General features: G+C 70.7%; 13 protein-coding genes and 1 tRNA gene. 11 read left to right on the top strand and 3 right to left on the bottom strand.

What is annotated here, in order from left to right; translation table 11 throughout:
- Window positions 1-68: 68 nt before the first annotated feature.
- Window positions 69-926 carry a hypothetical protein gene (locus AB0N76_RS17945; RefSeq protein ID WP_363558152.1) on the bottom strand — a complete coding sequence of 286 codons (858 nt, stop codon included), beginning with the start codon at window positions 924-926 and terminating at the stop codon, window positions 69-71.
- Window positions 927-1539: 613 nt separating this feature from the next.
- Between AB0N76_RS17945 and AB0N76_RS17940 the strand changes: the two genes are divergently transcribed.
- The 6 genes from AB0N76_RS17940 (at window position 1540) to AB0N76_RS17915 (ending at window position 7010) form a co-directional block, all read left to right on the top strand.
- Entirely contained in the window at window positions 1540-2364 is an 825-nt protein-coding gene (locus AB0N76_RS17940) for a transglycosylase family protein (protein WP_363558150.1), read from the top strand.
- Window positions 2365-2527: 163 nt separating this feature from the next.
- Window positions 2528-3220 (top strand): alpha-ketoglutarate-dependent dioxygenase AlkB, encoded by a 693-nt coding sequence (locus AB0N76_RS17935; protein ID WP_363558178.1) that lies wholly within the window; start codon window positions 2528-2530, stop codon window positions 3218-3220.
- Window positions 3221-3449: 229 nt separating this feature from the next.
- Complete coding sequence (locus AB0N76_RS17930; protein WP_363558148.1) at window positions 3450-4310, top strand: acyl-CoA thioesterase II; 861 nt, start codon at window positions 3450-3452, stop codon at window positions 4308-4310.
- A 179-nt stretch (window positions 4311-4489) separates the two neighbouring features.
- On the top strand, window positions 4490-5281 hold the full coding sequence (locus AB0N76_RS17925) for a DUF1684 domain-containing protein (protein WP_363558146.1): 792 nt from the start codon (window positions 4490-4492) through the stop codon (window positions 5279-5281).
- 240 nt (window positions 5282-5521) lie between these two features.
- On the top strand, window positions 5522-6781 hold the full coding sequence (locus AB0N76_RS17920) for an MFS transporter (RefSeq protein WP_363558144.1): 1260 nt from the start codon (window positions 5522-5524) through the stop codon (window positions 6779-6781).
- A 155-nt stretch (window positions 6782-6936) separates the two neighbouring features.
- Window positions 6937-7010 (top strand) — tRNA-Pro (locus tag AB0N76_RS17915).
- A gap of 99 nt (window positions 7011-7109) precedes the next feature.
- Here the strand turns inward: AB0N76_RS17915 and AB0N76_RS17910 are convergent.
- A complete protein-coding gene (locus tag AB0N76_RS17910; protein WP_363558142.1) occupies window positions 7110-7262 on the bottom strand; it encodes a hypothetical protein in 153 nt (50 codons plus the stop codon).
- Window positions 7263-7459: 197 nt separating this feature from the next.
- Window positions 7460-7612: a hypothetical protein gene (locus AB0N76_RS17905; protein WP_363558140.1), complete on the bottom strand. Its 153-nt coding sequence runs from the start codon at window positions 7610-7612 to the stop codon at window positions 7460-7462.
- Between the two features lie 1026 nt (window positions 7613-8638).
- On the opposite strand from AB0N76_RS17905, the gene AB0N76_RS17900 reads away from it, so the two are divergent.
- Genes AB0N76_RS17900 through AB0N76_RS17880 form a run of 5 tightly spaced genes read left to right on the top strand, consistent with a single transcriptional unit; the run spans window position 8639 to window position 17937 of the window.
- Window positions 8639-9250: a hypothetical protein gene (locus AB0N76_RS17900; RefSeq protein WP_363558138.1), complete on the top strand. Its 612-nt coding sequence runs from the start codon at window positions 8639-8641 to the stop codon at window positions 9248-9250.
- A complete protein-coding gene (locus tag AB0N76_RS17895) occupies window positions 9247-10812 on the top strand; it encodes a hypothetical protein (RefSeq protein WP_363558136.1) in 1566 nt (521 codons plus the stop codon). Before AB0N76_RS17900 ends, AB0N76_RS17895 begins: the two co-directional genes overlap by 4 nt.
- On the top strand, window positions 10812-12542 hold the full coding sequence (locus AB0N76_RS17890) for an NERD domain-containing protein (protein ID WP_363558134.1): 1731 nt from the start codon (window positions 10812-10814) through the stop codon (window positions 12540-12542). The genes AB0N76_RS17895 and AB0N76_RS17890 overlap by 1 nt, the downstream gene beginning before the upstream one ends.
- Window positions 12539-16039, top strand: coding sequence for a helicase-related protein (locus tag AB0N76_RS17885; protein ID WP_363558132.1), 3501 nt, complete (start codon window positions 12539-12541; stop codon window positions 16037-16039). Before AB0N76_RS17890 ends, AB0N76_RS17885 begins: the two co-directional genes overlap by 4 nt.
- Window positions 16036-17937, top strand: coding sequence for a DUF1998 domain-containing protein (locus AB0N76_RS17880; RefSeq protein WP_363558130.1), 1902 nt, complete (start codon window positions 16036-16038; stop codon window positions 17935-17937). The genes AB0N76_RS17885 and AB0N76_RS17880 overlap by 4 nt, the downstream gene beginning before the upstream one ends.
- Window positions 17938-18289 lie beyond the last annotated feature (352 nt).

The following is an 18289-nucleotide window of genomic DNA, read 5'->3' as shown; positions in this document are numbered from 1 at the left end:
GGGCGGGGCCGGCCGGGGCCGGGGCCGGTTGTTCGGGTCTCGGCCCGGGTGCCGGCTCGGGTGCCGGCTCAGGTGCCGGCGAGCGGGAGGGAGGCGGCCACCACCTGGCCGAGGGCCACCGCGCGCTCCAGCGCCTGGCGCAGCAGGTCCTCGCGCGGCTGTCGGCCGACCATGCCGGCCGGGACGGCGTACATGGTCACCTCGCCGAGCTGGCTGGCGGTGAACCGCCAGGCCTCGGTCACCTGGAGCGGCTGGTGGGCCTGCCACCAGCCGGTGCTGCCGCCGGCCGCGGCGGGCTGGAGGATCGCGTGCAGCTTGCCCATCGCGACCAGCACCGACCAGCCGGGCAGCTGGTCCGGCGTCTTGTCGAGGTCGGTGACCGGCTGGAAGCCGGCGTCCTGGAGCAGGTCGAGGAACTCGTCCTCGCCGCTGGTGTTGCCCGGGCGGCCGACCGGTCCGGTCGGTTCGACGACGAGCGAGGCGTGGCCGGCGTCGCCGTGCAGGACCAGCCCGCAGGTGATGCCGAGGATCGCGGCCTGGCCGGGCGCGCCCGACCGGTCGGCGGCCGGGTCGGACGCCCCGCCGGGCGTCGCCCCGGAGGCCGGGGCCGGGATCGGCGGCTGCGGCTGGGCGGCGGGCGCGTCGCCCTGGGCCTGGCTGATGCTGCGGACGGCGCCGACCAGCTGCTCCTCGGAGACCGGGACCACCTGGGACGGGATGCAGCGGGCGTGGGCGAAGGCGAGCACGGCCGTCTCCTCGCCGACGAACAGCACGGTGCTGGTGGGCTCCTGGAGCGCGTCGCCGGGGGTGCGGCAGGAGGTGCACTCGTAGTTGTCGGGCGCGTGGGCGCCGCCGAGCAGGCGGTCGGCCTCGTCGTCGCCGATCTCGGATCGGACTTCGTCGCTGACGTCGAGCATGCGCGGCACTGGGTCTCCTCGGTGCGGTGGGTCGGGGGCGCGGACGGTCGGGTCTGTTCGAGCCGGAGGCGGGGCGGATCCGGCCGCCCTTACCAACGGGCCCCTGTGGCAGGGGTCACGGGTGGGGGGTCCGGGTGACGGGAATTGCCCCTGATTCGATCGCGGAGGGTTTTCTGGGCGTCGCAATCTGTCGATCTCGGTGGCGGGACTGCCGGAATGAAACCGTGAGGTGAGTCACGGGTCGGCGATGTTTGATCTAGGAAATGACGGTTAAAACGGACAAATCGGACAGGATTGCATGGTCGTTACCGCTGGTAACGCCTTGCTGAGCTGGGGAGACCGTCCGGTGTTTGGATCCCCGGCGGCCCGACTCGTAGCTTCATTGGCGGTGCAACGAGCACCACCCGGGTTCACCCCCGACGCACGGCCCGCTGGTTCACCCCGGCGCGGACGGTGCCCGCCGACGCGACCGCTCGAACAGGTCGCCGGTGTGTGGCGGGTGGCCGGGGCGGCACGGGACGTCCGACGCGTCTCCGGCCGCCCGACGGACGCGGCGCGCGCTTTCCGGACCCTCCCAGGGCTTGGTTCCGCATGCCCGCCCGGGGCTGTCGAGAGGAACCCCATGACCTTCCGTAACGAGACCGCCGCTGCCACCTCCTCCACCGTCACCAAGCGCAACCGCGTTCGGATGGCTGTCGTGGCCGGTGCCGCTGTCGCGGCCCTGCCGGTGGCCGGCCTCGTCACGGCCACTTCGGCCTCTGCCGCCTCCGTCTCCACCTGGGACGCTGTCGCCCAGTGCGAGAGCGGTGGCAACTGGGCCATCAACACCGGCAACGGTTTCTATGGCGGTCTGCAGTTCACCTCCAGCACCTGGGCCGCCTTCGGTGGCACCGCCTACGCCTCGCAGGCCAACCTGGCCACCAAGGCGCAGCAGATCGCCGTCGCCGAGAAGGTCCTCGCCTCGCAGGGCCCGGGCGCCTGGCCCGTCTGCTCCGTCAAGGCCGGTCTGACCAAGGGCGGCACCCCGGCCGCGGTCGACACCGCCGCCCCGGCGACCACCGCCCCCGCCGCGAAGCCGGCCGCCCCGGCCGCCACCGCGACCCCGAAGGCCGCCGCGCCGAAGGCCACCGAGGCCCCGAAGCCGGCCGCCCCGAAGGCCACCGAGGCGCCCAAGGCCGCCGCCAAGGCTGCCGAGGCCCCGAAGGCCGCCGCCGTCGCGCCGAAGGCCGACGCCGCGAAGGCCGACGCCGCCGCGAAGTCCGGCAAGTCCTGGACCTCGAACGACGCCAAGCAGGTCGACGGCACCTACACCGTCAAGACCGGCGACACCCTGAGCAAGATCGCCGCCGGGCTGGGCGTCGACTGGCACGACCTGTACAACAAGAACGTCAAGGTCATCGGTGCCAACCCGGACCTCATCCTCCCGGGCCAGGCCCTGACCGTCTGATCGGTCTGATCCGGCTGGTCGGTCTGATCGTCTGATCCGATGTCCTGATGGCCGCCTCCCCGCACGACGGGGAGGCGGCCGTCGGCGTGTCACGGGCCCGTTGCGCCGCGGGCGGCCCGTTGTCGGACGGGTGAGCGAGGATGGGGGAGTGACCCAGGGAGAGTTGTTCGGTTCCCCCGGTTCCGTCCCCTCCGACGCTCCGGGGCCCGAGCGGGAACGGTCCGAGCCGGCGCCGGGCGCGGTGCTGCTCCCCGGCTGGCTCGACGCGTCCGAGCAGCTCCGGCTGGTCGCCGCCTGCCGCGCGTGGGCCCGGCCGCCGGCGGGCCTGCACGCCGTCCGGATGCCCACCGGCGGGATGATGTCCGTCCGGATGGTCAGCCTGGGCTGGCACTGGTACCCGTACGGCTACTCGCGGACCGCCGCCGACGGCACCCCGGTCAAGCCGTTCCCGTCCGAGCTCGGCGCACTCGCCCGGCGTGCGGTCGCCGACGCGTACGGCCCGGACGGCGGCGGGATCGCGGGCGCGGCCGGGTACGAGCCGGACATCGCGATCGTCAACCACTACCCGCACGGCGCGAAGATGGGCCTGCACCAGGACCGCGACGAGCGGACGGACGCGCCGGTCGTCTCGCTGTCGCTCGGCGACACGTGCGTCTTCCGGCTCGGCAACACCGAGACCCGGACCAGGCCGTGGACCGATCTGGAACTGCGCAGCGGGGACCTGCTGGTCTTCGGCGGTCCGGCCCGGTTCGCCTACCACGGGGTGGTGCGGACGCTGCCGGGGACGGCGGACCCGGCGCTGGGACTGGCGCTGACCGGGCGGCTCAACATCACCGTGCGGCAGTCCGGGCTGTGAGCGGGCCGTTCGTGGTGGGGTACCGGCGCCGGTCCCGGGGGAAGCCGGGCGTCAGCCGACCGATACTGTTCGACTTCGTTCGAGTGAATCGGCGGACGAAGGCCTGGCGTGGGGGAATGCCCCGGCTCGCTGAAGAATTCGATTGAGCTGGAGAATTCGAGAGAACGGGTTGCCGGCAGCCGGGCGGAAGACCTCCGGTCCGGGCGGCGGCCCGGAGAGGACGTGTCCCATGGGTACCCCCGTCGACGATCTCGTCGCACTGCTGGACCTCGAGCAGATCGAGCTGAACATCTTCCGCGGCCGCAGCCCCGAGGAGGCGCTCCAGCGCACGTTCGGCGGGCAGGTCGCCGGGCAGGCGCTGGTCGCGGCGGGCCGCACCGTGGACGGCGACCGGCCGGTCCACTCGCTGCACGCGTACTTCCTGCGCCCCGGGGTGCCGGGCCTGCCGATCGTCTACCAGGTGGACCGGCTCCGGGACGGCCGCTCGTTCACCACCCGCCGGGTGCTGGCGATCCAGGGCGGTCGGTCGATCTTCGCGCTGACCGCGGACTTCCACACCCCCGAGCCGGACAGCATCGAGCACCAGTACCCGATGCCCGCCGTCCCGGCCCCCGAGGAGCTGCCGAGCGCGCTGGAGGAGGTCGGTTCGCGGCTCGGCGAGCTGCCGCCGTTCATCAGCCGGCGCCAGCCCTTCGACATCCGCTACGTCGACCGGCTGCGCTGGCGCACCGAGGACCTGGCCGGCGTCGAGGCACGCAGCGGCGTCTGGCTGCGGACCAACGGCGAGCTGCCGGACGACCCGCTGATCCACGTCTGTGCCCTCACCTACGCGAGCGACATGACCCTGCTGGACGCGGTCCGCGCCCCCGTCGAGCCGCTCTGGGGCACCCGGCATTTCGACATGGCCTCGCTCGACCACGCGATGTGGTTCCACCGGCCGTTCCGCACCGACGACTGGCTGCTCTACCAGCAGGAGTCGCCGATCGCGCACGGCGCCCGGGGCCTCGCCCGCGGCCAGATCTACGACCGCAGCGGCCAGCTGGTGGTGTCGGTGGTGCAGGAGGGCCTGTTCCGCCGCATCAAGGACTGAACGTCGCCGCCGGCCTGGTGGCGGCGGCGTCGATATGACGGACACATTGATTGATGTGACGACTGTGCGACGGGATCCGGCGAAGGGAATGCCCCACCCGGGTGTCCGATGTTCGATGGGGTGACGGAGAGACGGACGGCCCGCCCGGCGGGCCCTGGACCGAGCGGGAGGGCGTGCCGATGACGGCGACGGCCGCGGAGGAATGGAAGCACTGGAGCGACGGGCGGGCCGCGTCCGTCAGCGCACAGCACGGGCAGCTGGCGCTCACCGGCACGTACTGGCTGGCGCCCGAGCCCACGGAGATCCCCGGCCTGCCCGGCCAGTGGTGGACGGACCCGGAGGGCATCCGGGTCCGGGCGGCCGCGGCCGACGGCCTCACCGTCGCCGGCGCGGCGGCCCCCGTCGACGGTGAGGTGCTGCTCCGTCCGGACACCGACCCGGCGGGGGACACCGCCGCGCTGGGCGACCTGCTGCTCGTCCCGATCGAGCGCGAGGGCGAGCTGGCCCTGCGGGTCTTCGACCCGGCGGCGCCCCGGCGGGTGTCCTTCGCCGGCATCTCCGCGTACCCCTACGCGCCGGAGTGGGCCGTCCCGGCGGTCTTCACCCCGTTCGAGGGCGAGGAGGAGCAGGCGGTGGTCGTCCCGAACGCCGACGGCCGGGAGCGCCCGCTGGCCGTCAGCGGCCGGATCACGTTCACCGTCGCCGGCGAGCACCACTCGCTGACGGTCGGCCGCTCGGGCAGCGGTCTGAGCGGCGTGATCGCCGACGCCACCAGCGGCCGGGACACCTACCGGTTCCGCTTCATCAGCCTGCCGGAGCCGGACGCGGACGGTCGCACGGTGCTCGACCTCAACCGCGCCTACCTGCCGCCGTGCGCCTTCGCGGACCACTTCATCTGCCCGTTCCCGCCACCCGGCAACCGGCTGGAGCTCGCGGTCGAGGCGGGCGAGAAGCAGGTCCTCACCCGGTAGCGCCACCCGCCGCTGTCGCCGGGGCGGCTTGCCCGCCCGTCCCGGCGCCGTGGTGGACCTCACCTCACCGCCCATCCAGGTCAACGCAGGTGGCGGGCGACTGCCCTGACCCCGGTCGGTGGTGCCGGCGGGAGGAAGCGGACGATGGAACCCGTGTCAACCAATCATCCTGCCAATCAGCTCCCCACCGACGAGGCCCCGTCACCGACCTCCCCTTCCCCCACCTCCTCCCCCTCCCCCTTGCCCTCCCCCTCGCCCTGGTACCGGCGTGCCGCCCGCGGCGCCTTCGCCGACCTGACCCCGCTGCGCGACCACGCCGACTACCGGCGGGTCTGGTTCGGGCAGTCCGTCTCCTCGGTCGGCCAGCAGATGACGGCCGTCGCCGTCTCCGTCCAGGTCTACGACCTGACCGGCTCCGCCTTCGCGACCGGCCTGGTCGGCCTCTTCTCCCTCTTCCCCCTGGTGGCCTTCGGCCTCTACGGCGGCGCGATCGCCGACACCGTCGACCGCCGCCGACTCGGCCTGATAGGCGCGGCGGGCCTCGCCGCCGTCTCCGCCGTCCTGGCCGCCCAGGCGCTCGCCGGCCTCGGCCTGGTCGCGGTCCTCTACGCCGCCGTCGCCGCCCAGGCCGCCTTCTTCGCACTCGCCTCGCCCGCCCGGTCGGCGATGATCCCGCGCCTCGTCCCGGAGCACCAACTCCCCGCCGCCAACGCCCTGAACACCGTCAGCATGAACCTCGGCCTCACCGTCGGGCCCATGATCGGCGGCGTCCTCATCGGCGCCTACGGCGTCCAGGCCGCCTACCTCGTCGACACCGCCGCCTTCGGCGCCACCATCTACGCGATGTGGCGCCTGCCCGCGATGCTTCCGCAGGGCGAGCGCAAGGGCCGCGCCTCCGTCCTCGACGGCCTCCGCTTCCTGCGCGAGCAGCCCAACCTGCGCACCAGCTTCCTCGCCGACCTGGCCGCGATGATCTTCGGCATGCCGCGCGCCCTGTTCCCGGCCATCGCGGTCACCTTCTACGGCGGCGACGCCCGCACCGTCGGCCTGCTGGTCGCCGCCCCCGCCGTCGGCGCCCTGGCCGGCGCCCTCTTCTCCGGCTGGGTCGGCCGCGTCCGCCGCCAAGGCGTCGCCGTGCTGGCCTCCGTCATCGCCTGGGGCCTCGCCATCGCCGCCTTCGGCCTGGTCCGCAACCTCTGGCTCGGCCTCTTCCTCCTCGCCGTCGCCGGCTGCGCCGACACCGTCAGCATGATCTTCCGCAACACGATGATGCAGGTCGCCGCCCCCGACGAGATGCGCGGCCGCCTCCAGGGCGTCTTCATCGTGGTCGTCGCCGGCGGCCCCCGCCTCGGCGACTTCGAATCCGGCGCCGTCGCCTCCCTCACCAGCCCCGCCGTCTCCGTCGTCAGCGGCGGCCTCGCCTGCGTCGCCGCCATCCTCCTCCTCGCCGCCCGCCGCCCCGCCTTCCTCCGCTACGACGCCCACCACCCCACCCCCTGACCCCCACCCCGCGCCCCCACCCCTGCACCCCCGAACCTGGCAGCGAGCACCCCCCGACGTGCTGTATTGTTTTCCTCGTCGCCGGGAAAACCGGCCGACAAGGTCGAGAAACCCAAGGCCGAGCCCCCCAGGCTCAGCCCAGGGCCACGAGACCACGGGACGTGGCGCAGCTTGGTAGCGCACTTGACTGGGGGTCAAGGGGTCGCAGGTTCAAATCCTGTCGTCCCGACGTATGTGACCAGCGGGTCTGTCAGAAATGACGGGCCCGCTGTTCTCGTTCGGGCGGACGGTGGTGGCGGATGCCGTGGATCCGGTGATGGTCAGCCAGCTATGTGACGTTCGCGAGGGCTGACGGCGGCGAGGCGTCGTCCAGCGCCTGGCAGAGCGCGGTGACCGCGTCGCGGGTGACGTGCGGGAGTAAGTGGCCGCAGATGTTGACGGTGGTCGACAGTGTCGAGTGCCGCAGCGTCTTCGATGCCACGGCCAGTGGAACATCTGAGCTGATCATGCTGCTGGCGGCCCGTGTGCCGCAGATCGTGCACACCAATTCTGGGGAGAGCGATCTCTGCGGACCTGCGGCGCAGCGTGACCAAGAGCCGTTGCGGGCGTAGCGGCGTGCCGTCCGGCTGGCAGAGCATGAACCATTCGAGCGGGGCGCACCCGCGCGGCCTCACTGATTCAGTTGCGGCTCGCCTTGGTCTTCGGATGTCCGAGGTGGAGGTTGTTGTCGACGGCGGTGAGGTTCCACCGCACCAGCGGCACCCGCTCGGCCAGGTGTACATCGGGCCAGTGCAGCCCCAGGAGCTCCCAGCGGCGCATTCCCGTTCCCATCTGAAGCTAGCAGTGCAGGACCGGTGTTGAAGTGGTGCCCGAGGACGGCCTGTGAGCTCTCCGGGTTCTCGATGAGGGTGAGCACGCTGCCGTCGCCGACAACAGCATTGCTGAACCTGGCAGGTCGGCTTTTGGAGGGAGCCGCTGGCATTTGCGGCGGCGCGCAGGAGGGTGGCGCCGTTGAGCCGGTCCCGCCCGCTGAGGGGGGACCGGTGCAACGAGTCTGCGACCGGGTTGCAATGGTGGGTCGACGAACTGGTGCTGCACCTTGACCGTGGCCGGTACGAGCTTTCATCGGCACGCTGGACTATGCCGGCGACGAGGCGCCCGCTGGAGTCTGCTCTCCTGCGGTAGCTCTGTGGGCGACCCGACCCGTTTCGTCCTCGACGTGATGGGCCACCTGATGGACGTCGGCGGCCACGCGGATACCCGGGAGCTGATCGGCTGCAGCGCGCAGGCAGCATGCCTCGCAGCAGTAAGTCCGTTTTGAGACAATGAAGTTGATGTGACGAATTGTGGCAATGTTGTACGATCGCGAGCGCTGCCAGTACTAGAGGTCGCGTGGCGGCACAAGTGAACTCTCGGGCGGGCTTGGGGGCTGGGTCGGTGGCGGATAGCGGGTCTGCGCTCCGCGGCGCCTACTTGAGCACGGAAGGGGGCTGGCGGAAGCTGCCCGAGTGGGCCGTATGGTTCACCCGGGCCGGCCGATGGGCCGCCGAGCTGAGTGAGGCCGGTGACAGCGCCGTCGTGGCGTTGTCCGTCCCAGCCCGTGAGTACGCCGCCGTGCTTCTCGCGCTGGGTTCGGTGGACCGGACGTCATGGACAGCGCGATCGCGTGCCGAGCGGGAGCTCGGATTCGAGCAGGCATGGGACCTCCCGGCAGGGACCTGCGTTCGGATCGTGCCTGCGGACTTACCAGGTGCGGGGAAACGCGCATATTCGGGCCTTTTCCTGAGGGCCGTCGAGAACCATCACGGGAAGGTCTACGAGCTGTCGGGCCGCCCGGGCCCCGGCGGGCGACCAGGCATGGTGTCGTGGTTCCCGGCTGATCAGTACCGGATTCAGACGCTGCCCTGGCCCGATCAGCCCGGGGACTACACCGACCGCAACCGTTTCAGCGAGGAAACCGGGGCACCGGGCGGCGCCAGCGGGCTGCTGACGGGCCCCCTGGACGAGTACTACCGGCACTGCTCGCTCGACTGCGTACTGGTGGGGGTCGTGAGCACGGTTCTGGCGGAGGCGCAGGAGGTTGCCGCGGCTCCGGGCCGTCCCGGTCTGTCCCTTCAAGAGCTGATGCGTTTGCGCGACGTGCACTCGCCGGGCACCCACTACCGCAGCGTCGTTCTGTCGAGCAGGAGCGATCCGGAGGAGATCCGTGGTCCAGTGCGGTCCCGCAAACCGGCCGTGGCGGTGCTGGACGGTGCCGCGACGGTACGGCGGTGGATGGCGGCGAGCCTGGCGGAGGTGACGATGGCCGTGGTTGAGCGGACGAGCCCCTCGGCCGTGGCCGCAGCGGACGCGCTCTACGCGAACCGGGCGCGCCGCCAGGCCGATCTGCCCATGCCCGACGGGCTTGTACGGGCCCTCCCTGCTGGTGTCGAGGCGCTGGCCTGGCGGACCAGGCGGAGGCAGCGGTGAGCATGCTGGATGCGGACGGTGTGTACCAGAGGGCCGACGCCGAGATAGTGGAGCAGCCGGTACGGCACTCGGGTGTCAGCGCGTTCATGTATGCGGCATCACAATTCCTGCGCGCGGTGGGAGAGTCGGAGGGCTCCGACCTGTGGCGGCAGTCATGTGCGGAGATCCGCCGCGCACGGTGGCTCATCGGGACAGTACCCCTGCCGCTCAAATCCGGCGCATTGGGACTGCGGGAGAGCGCGGAAGCCCTGGCCGGCCGAGCGAGGGTGATCGAGCGGGTCGCTGACCGCGGCTTGCTGAGGCAGTTCGACGCGGTCGCAGACGCGTTGCGGAACCTGGGTCGGGAGCGCGAGAACCCGCTGGCCCGCGGCGTGCTGAAGTACCTGGAATCGCCCGGTGCGGGCAGTGTCCTGGTGGTGGTCACCAGCCGCGCCCACCAGGACGACGCGGTGGCCGCGTTCACCGCGTTGAGGTGCCCGGTAGACGTGGGTACCGCCCGGGACCTCGCCGGGACCCGCGTGTACGGCGCCGCAGTCGTTATCGGGCCCGTGGGCTGGCTTCCGCCCGGGGTGCTGAACGCTCCGCGCGCCTCCCGGATCGGGCTGGTGCACTATGACTTCTACCGCGAGCCGCAGGACGTCTGGCCGCTGTTCGGGGAAGGACCGGTCCGGCGTGGCCGGATGCCGTCGCGGATCATCCGGCGCCCGTCCCTCCTCCTCGGGGGAGCGGAGGTTCTCCGGGCAGGCGTTCCCGAGGTCAGTGAGCCGCCGGGGCTGACCGGCTTCGATGTGCTCTCCCTGGCTGGCGAAGCGGTCGCGGGGCTGCCCGCCGACGTGCTGGAGCAGCCTGCCCCGGGCGCGCATGAGCGTGTGGCCGCTCAGGCGGCGCAGCTGGCCGACGGTTCCTTCGTACTGTTGCCCCGGGACGGGGGCGTTCAGAAGGTGCTGCTCGTCGAGGCGGACGACGAGGGCAGGCCAGCCGTCGAGGCGGTGGACGCGGCCACGGTGACGATCGGCGACGCCGTCGTACTGCGCGGCGGGTCCTATTACCAGAGCCTGGTCGAGCGCGCCGACGCCGCACTCGGCGAGGACGCCCTGATGCTGCGCGAGATCCAGCGGGTGTGGAAGGCACAACTGCGTCACCGTGTCGCCCGTCATCGGGACGGGGTCGACGGCGTCGCCACCGACCTGAAGGCCCGGGGCGCGACGACCGCCAACCTGGGCTACTGGACAGGGCCGTGGTGCATCCGGACGCGCCTCAAAGCGGACTTCACCGTGGTGATGCGCTATCTCGGACGCGGCGACGAAGCCGACCACGCTTGGGAGGCGCTGGGCCGGATCGACCACGCGCACCGCAAGGTCGGGCGTAACTACGCCGAGGCCGTCCAGCGGGCCGTCTCGGGCCGCACCTGGGAGACCTTGCAGTCCGATCAGTGGTGCGACATCTCCCTGGACGACACCGAGGCTGGCGCGCGGGTGGCCCTCGTCGACTCGCTGCTGCCCGGGCAGCTGACCGTTCCCGTGCACTACCTGTGCCGGCTCCGTTCCCTGGAGGTTCTCTGATGGCACGTATGATCCCGCCCTCGTTCGATCCAGCCGGAACGCCGAGCCCGGGGGAACGGGAGGTGTTCCAGCGGCTGCGCGATGATCCGGCGACCGGGGACTGGACGGTCCTCCACTCGCTCGGAATCGCCCAGCACCCGCGACAGATCCAGGGGGAGGCAGACTTCGTCATCATCGTCCCGGGTAAAGGGATACTCGTTCTGGAGGTCAAGGCGCATCTCCAGGTGCGGCGGCTTCCGAGCGGGGAGTGGCGCCTCGGCAATCAGCCCCTGACCAATCGGAGCCCGTTCCAGCAGGCCGACGAGGCCATGCACGGCGTCAGAAAGAAGCTCGGGGGCCCCAGCGGCGGTGCCGGTGCGGTGCCGGTTGCATGCGCGGTGCTGTTCACCCACAGCCGCTTCGCGGTGTCCGGGCCGATGGAGTGGCACTCGTGGCAGGCACTGGACACGGTCGCCTTCCGCAGCCGCTCCGTGGCGGCGCTGGTCACCGGGGTCCTGGACGCGCACCGGGCCCACCTCGCGGCCACATCGGGGGCGGCATGGTTCGACCCGGCGTCCGTGGCCCCCGATGCCGGGCAGGCTGAGCGGATCATCCGGGCTCTGCGGCCCTCGTTCGAGTTCGCCGAGCCGCCGAAGCTGAGGCGGCAGCGGATGGAGCGCGAGGCGGAGGCGTTCACCCAGCAACAGTACGAAGTGCTCGACATGATCGCCAGGAACCGGCGCTGCATGGTGGACGGTGCTGCCGGGACGGGCAAGACCTACGTGGCGGTGGAGGCAGCACGCCGCTACGCCGCCGGGGGACAGCGGGTGCTCCTGTGCTGTTTCAACCGCCACCTCGGCCGCTGGCTCAAGGAGGAGACTGCAGGCCTGCCAGGGGTGACGGCAACCAGCTTCCATTCCTATATGGCCGGGTTGGCCCCGTCCGCCCGCGATGCCGACGGCACCGGGGGCTTCTTCACCGAGGTGCTGCCCGAGGCTGCCCTGGACGTCCTTATGGAGAAGGATGAGCCCCCGTTCGATGTGCTCGTCGTGGACGAGGCACAGGACCTGATGCGTGAGTCCTACCTCGATGTCCTCGACTTCTCCGTACGGGGTGGCCTGTCCGCAGGCCGATGGCTGGGCTTCGGCGACTTCACCCGTCAGGCCCTCTACGGTTCCGACGGCGAGGGCATGGACGTCCTGCACAAACGGGCCGGAGAGCTGCCCTCGGTCACGCTGAACCACAACTGCCGGAGCGTCCCCGGCATCACGCTGTACGTGGAGGTCACCTCGGTACTCGACCCCGGATACGCGGGCACCCTGAGGCCCTCCAACGACCGCCAGGCCACGAACCTCTGGTGGGCGGACGACGAGGAGCAGCAGCGACAGCTGGCCAGCCGCCTCACGGAGCTCACCCGGGAGGGATTCTCGCCCGAGGACATCGTCGTCCTGTCTCCGCTCCGGGACGAGCTCAGTGCCGCCGGCACCTGCCGTGCCCCCAGCTGGAAGGGGCGGCTGACACCCCTGGACGTCCCGAAACCGGGATCTGTCCGGTACGGAACCGTGCACACGTTCAAGGGGCTGGACGCCCCCGCCGTCGTCCTCACCGACATCACCGCCTTCGGCACGGACCGGGACCGGGCGCTCTTCTACGTCGGTGCCTCCCGGGCCAGGGACGAGCTCACCGTGCTGATGGCCCACAGCGCACGCCCCGGATACATCAAGCAGGTTCAAGGAGCAGGCAGAGCATGACCACGGCCAGTGACAACCTCGGGGCCCGGGAGGACGTCATCGACGCCCTGCGGGCTGAGCTTATGGGCCCGGCCCCCGCGGGCAAGCCCCTCGACCAGACGTCGTTCGACGGCTGGTCCGCCGCTCGCGGACCGTGGACCGACGCTGACAGCGGCGAGGAGATCCTCGACCGTGGTCCCCTCCTTCGCTACGGTGTCGGCATCCTCTACCCGGCGACACCGGAGGACAGCGCTGGCCAGCGCGCGGACTCCAGGGCTGACGGATCGGTGGACGACGGCGAAGACGGGCAGGACGGGGAGGAGGACGAAGACGCTCCGAAGGTGCCCGAAGGCATTCAGGAGGCATACGCGCGCAAGGGAGGTCATGCCGACGACGATGACTTCGAACTCCTCGGCGCCAACGACCGGCGCCCCAGCGCCATGGGCCTTTCAATCCTCTTGGCAGGAGAACGGGCCGGTCTGCGGATCTCCGCCACTGGTGGCCGCTACCGGCGTCGGACCGTGCGTATCGGCAGCAGCGTCCGTCACTGGTGGGTCCGCGGCCCCGTCGCGGCCGTCTGGGATCTGTCGCCGGAGACGCTCGCCAGCGCGGGCCCCCTCCTGCGCAAGCCGCAGCCGTCCTCCGACACCTCGACCGGCCTCGATGGCCTGGACCTCGAACTCACCGTCCGCATCAGGCCCCACCACGACGGGCGCCTCATCACTGTCGCCCTCGTCAACCGGACACCGCTGGGCAATGGGGTCCCCGACGCTCTCAGCCTCTTCCAGACCGAGATCACCGTCGAGCCGGTACAGGGCTGGCTGGCCCCGTACCCGGAGGCGGCCGAAGCCGGAACCCACCCGGACGACGCCTCGTTCAGCCTGATCTACCGGGGCGCCTGTACCTTCGCCGTCGGACACGGCTGTGCGGCGGACTGGGACACGCCGACGGGGGAGCGCTCCTCCTGGGCCAGGGCCGATCCCATGCCGCAGTACGAAGCCCCCAGCATCACTCCCGACATCCGGCTGCCCGACGGCACCCCGCTGACCGTCTCCATGGACCAGCTGGCAGGAGATGGACCGGAAGGCCCCGATCAGCTCAGCCGGGTCGTCACCGCCTACGCACAGTGGATCGACGGGCTTGAGGAGAAGGCCGTAGGACTCGACAGGCGGTTCCAGCCGGCCGCCGCCAAGCACATCGAGGGCTGCCGCACCGCCCTGGCCAGGATGCGGGAGGGCCTCGAACTCGTCCGAGACCCCAGCACGGATGTCGGCCGCGCCTTCCGGATGACGAACCGGGTGATGCTGCGCCAGCAGCTTCGCTCTGGTGCACCCCTGCGCAGAACCCGTTACGTCAACGGCGGTTACGAGGTGGACGGCGTCCAACTGAGCGAAGACACGGCCCGCAGCCAAGGGAAGGGCAACTGGCGCGCGTTCCAGATCGCCTTCCTTCTCGCCGCTGTCCCGTCGACCGCGGACCCGTTGCACGACGACCGTGACACCGTCGACCTCATCTACTTCCCCACTGGTGGCGGCAAGACCGAGGCGTACCTGGGCCTGTCCGCCTTCACCATTCTCCTGCGCCGTCTGCGTGACTCCGCCGACGCCGGGGTCACCATCCTTATGCGCTACACCCTGCGTCTGCTGACCGCGCAGCAGTTCCTGCGTGCGGCCTCCCTCATCTGCGCACTCGAAGAACTGCGGGAAGATGAGCCGGACCTCGGGGGTCCCTTCTCTATCGGTATCTGGGTGGGTGGCGACACGACGCCCAACAAGCGTGGCGATGCGACCTCGGCCCTCGGCCGGCTCCGGTCCGGGGCCGAGGACAATCCCTTCCTCCTGCTGCGCTGCCCCTGGTGTGCAGCCCAGATGGGTCCCGTCACCGGCCAGGAAGAGAGCGGCGCGCCCCGTCGGCGTCCCCGCCGGGGCGGAAGGGGCGGTCAGGCTGCCTCCGCGAGCCGCACTCCTGTGGCCGGGTACGTCGAGTACGCGGGGACTGTACGGTTCATCTGTCCGGACTACGAGTGCCGCTTCTCGGCGGACGACACCCCGTTGCCCGTCTTCGTGACCGATGACGACCTCTACGACCGCCGGCCGACGCTCGTCATCGGCACCATCGACAAGTTCGCCCTGCTGGCCTGGCGCCCCGAGGCCCGCGCTCTGTTCGGCCTGGGGCCTTCAGGACTCGGCGCCGACGGTGCCCGGGAATTCTCGCCGCCGTCGCTGGTTATCCAGGACGAGCTGCATCTCATCGCGGGCCCACTCGGCTCCCTCGCCGGCCTCTACGAAGGCGTCATCGAAGAGCTGTGCACCGACCGGCGAAGCGGCACTCCCGTCCACCCGAAGATCGTCGCCTCCACCGCCACGATCCGTCGCCACGAGGAACAGGTGCGCGCCCTCTACGGTCGTGAGCGGGTTCACCTCTTCCCGCCGCACGGCATCGACGCCTCCGACTCGTTCTTCGCCGTATATGACCGAAACCCCGAGACCGGCCTGCTCAAGCCTGGACGGCGCTACATCGGCGTGCACGCCCCTGCTCTCGGCTCCATGCAGACCGTCCAGGTCCGCACCTTCGCGGCGCTTCTCCAGGCCGCCGGGGACCTCCCCGAGGACCAGCGCGATCCCTGGTGGACGCTGCTCGCGTTCTTCAACAGCCTCCGCGAGCTCGGCAACTCGCTCTCTCTCATGCAGTCCGACATCCCTGACTACCTGCGCACCATCAACAACCGCTCCACCACGGACCGCAGCGGCATGCGCTACCTCAACTGGGTCGAGGAGATGACCAGCCGCCTCCGGCAGGACGAGGTTCCCGAGGCCATCCAGAAGCTGGAGCGGCAACTCGTCCCGGGACAGCGGGCCGTGGACACCTGCCTCGCGTCCAGCTTGATCGAAGTCGGCATCGACATCCCCCGTCTCTCCCTCATGGCCGTCGTGGGCCAGCCCAAGAGCACCTCCCAGTACATCCAGGTCACGGGCCGTGTCGGCCGCCGGATCCCCGGTCTGGTCGTCACCCTCTACGGCGCTGGGAAGCCCCGAGACCGCAGCCACTTCGAACGCTTCCGCAGCTACCACGAGCGCTTGTACGCCCAGGTTGAGCCCACCAGCTCGACCCCGTTCGCCCCACCCGCCCTGGACCGGGCCCTCAGGGCCGTCGCCGTCGCCTACATCCGCCAGGCCGGGGGCAAGGCCGTCGACGCTCCCCTCCCATTCCCGGCCGATCGATGGGAGGAAGCCAGGAAGCTGCTGCTCGGCCGCGCTGAATTCTGTGACCCCGACGAGGCCAGCCGTACAGCGGCCCTGCTGGACCGGATGCGTAAGGAATGGGAGGCATGGCGGCCTGGAGAGTGGGGCGATTTCGGCCCCGTGGGTCACGGTCGGCTCCTGCGGCCACTCGGCCGCTACGCGCCCGAGAACCAGCGGAATCTGAGCTGGGCGATCCCCTCGTCGATGCGCGGCGTCGATGCCGAATCCGAGGTCGAGGTCACCGTGCAGTACGCGATCGAGGAAGGAAACTCATGATCCGCGGAAGTGTCCGCCGCTCCCAGCTGGTTGTCCCGTTCGGCCCTGGAGCCATGCACGTGCTCTCTGACGGCACGTCCGTCGTGACAGCGGGCCTTGACCACTGGTTTCCGACCGGGAAGGACCGCGACCGTGAGGAGTACCGGATCCACGAGTGGCGTCTGGAGCAGCACCTGGGTATCGACGCGCTCTACTCGCCGCCGGACTTCCGGGTCTGGGCAGAGGACGAGATGAACAGAAAGGTCCGTGTCCCCGTCCTCCGATTCCCTGTCTGGGGTTTCTGCCCGAGCTGCCGGACGCTGACCAGAGACCGTCTCCACGCCGACCGCCGCCCCATATGCGATCACCACGAGGGCTCCCGCCGCAAGCCCGCCATCGCCCAGGTCCCTTTCGTGGCCATCTGCGAGCGGGGACACCTCCAGGACTTCCCGTGGAACGAGTGGGTGCACCGTTCCGCCGCGCCTTCCTACCGCAGCCACGTCCTCTCACTTCGTTCCTCCGGCGGAGGAACCCTCTCAGCCCAGCGGGTCTCGTGTAGCTGCGGCGAGAGCCGGAGCCTGGAGGGCGTGACCTCGACAACGGCCAGCAGGGACAACGGCTCCTCCACCGTTCTGTCCGAGGAACTCGAACCGGGTGGACCCGCCTACTTGTGCCGGGGTGCCGCGCCCTGGCTCGGCATCGAATACGTGGGAGAGCCCTGTGGCAGTCCACTCAGGGGAAGCCTCCGGGCAGCCGCCAATGTGTACTACCCGCTTCTGAGCAGTTCCATCTTCGTGCCCGAGGACGGCAGCAGTGCCGCTGACCCCAAGGTTATGGAAGCCCTCCAGGACGGGACGATCGTTCAGGCCCGGCGGCAGGCGGCCATGTTCCTAGGAGAGGGAGTGACCCCCTCTCCGGACCTGCTCCGAAAGGTCGCCCAGGGAAACGCCTTCATCCTCGAAGGCTTCACCGACCCGCAGATCGAGGCCGGCCTCAAGGCCCTCCACGACGCCGAGACCACCGGCAGCTCCGGCTCCAGCCCTGGCGGGCCGGTCGTGGCAGAAGACCCAGCGGACTTCCGGGTCACCGAGTACCAGGCGCTGCGTGACTCCATCGAGTCCAGCGAACTCGTGGTCCGCCAGCCAGCGGCGGACTACGGCCAGCCGGTGGCCGGAGCCTTCACGCGCGTGCGGCTGGTGGAGAAGCTCCGGGAGACCCGGGTGCTCTGGGGCTTCAACCGTGTCTTCGCGGAGTCCTCATACGACCGCACGTCTCGCAAGGCCCTCCTGCGGCGTACCCCGGCCCGTCCGGGCAGTGGATGGCTTCCCGCTTACGCGGTCAGCGGAGAAGGCATCTACCTCGAACTCGGTACCGGCGCGCTCGCTCCCTGGGAGGAACAGTCCGGCGTACTTGAACGGACCGACCTACTCACCCGGCGCTTCGCCCGCCTGGCTGCGGACCGGGGGCTGCAGCAACGTGAGCTGTCACCCCGTTTCGTGCTCCTGCATACCCTCGCCCACCTGCTCATCAACCAGCTCACCTATGAGTGCGGATACAGCTCGGCCTCCCTGCGAGAACGCCTCTACGTCAGCCCTGGTGCCGACGGCATGGCAGCCCTGCTCATCTACACCGCCGCCGGCGACTCCGAAGGCACCCTCGGCGGCCTCGTCCGGATGGGACAGCCCGGCCGCCTCGAAGGCGTGCTCCAGAATGCCCTCGCACAGGCCGCCTGGTGCTCCTCCGATCCTGTCTGTATTGAAAGCCCTGGCCAGGGCCCTGGGTCCTGCAACCTCGCCGCCTGCCATAGCTGCGCCCTTCTCCCCGAAACCGCGTGCGAGGAGTACAACCGGTTCCTCGACCGGGCGCTTGTCGTCGGGGGGTTGGAACAGAGGGACGTCGGATTCTTCCCGGCATCCTGAGCTTGGCTGGTATGCCCGTGGAGCTTGATGCTTCCTGATCGAATCGGCGCGTTCGACTGCCTTGCCGATGTCGTGGTGTTTGGCCGGGTGCTTGGTCGTCGATCTGAGAGGCCGCCTCGGGCCCGGCCGGGACGGTTTCGGTGCGGCTGTCGGGTGGACGGCTGTCGCGCGGACGTTGCGAAACCTCCGGCGGACGGGGGTGAGTCGGCGGGGCTCGACCAGTCGGCCCCCGGGGGGGCCTCGGTGAGGGGAGGGTAAGACAGAGCTGGGTGTGTGCGGCGATGAGCAGGCAGCTCCGCAGGCCGACGGTGTCCGTCGCATGGCGGACCTTCGGGGCTCAGCCGAGAGGCTG

This window comes from Kitasatospora sp. NPDC093806 (assembly GCF_040683335.1).
GTDB lineage: Bacteria > Actinomycetota > Actinomycetes > Streptomycetales > Streptomycetaceae > Kitasatospora.
The sequence above is the reverse complement of the archived record's forward strand: the minus strand, read 5'-3'. Positions and strand labels throughout refer to the sequence as shown.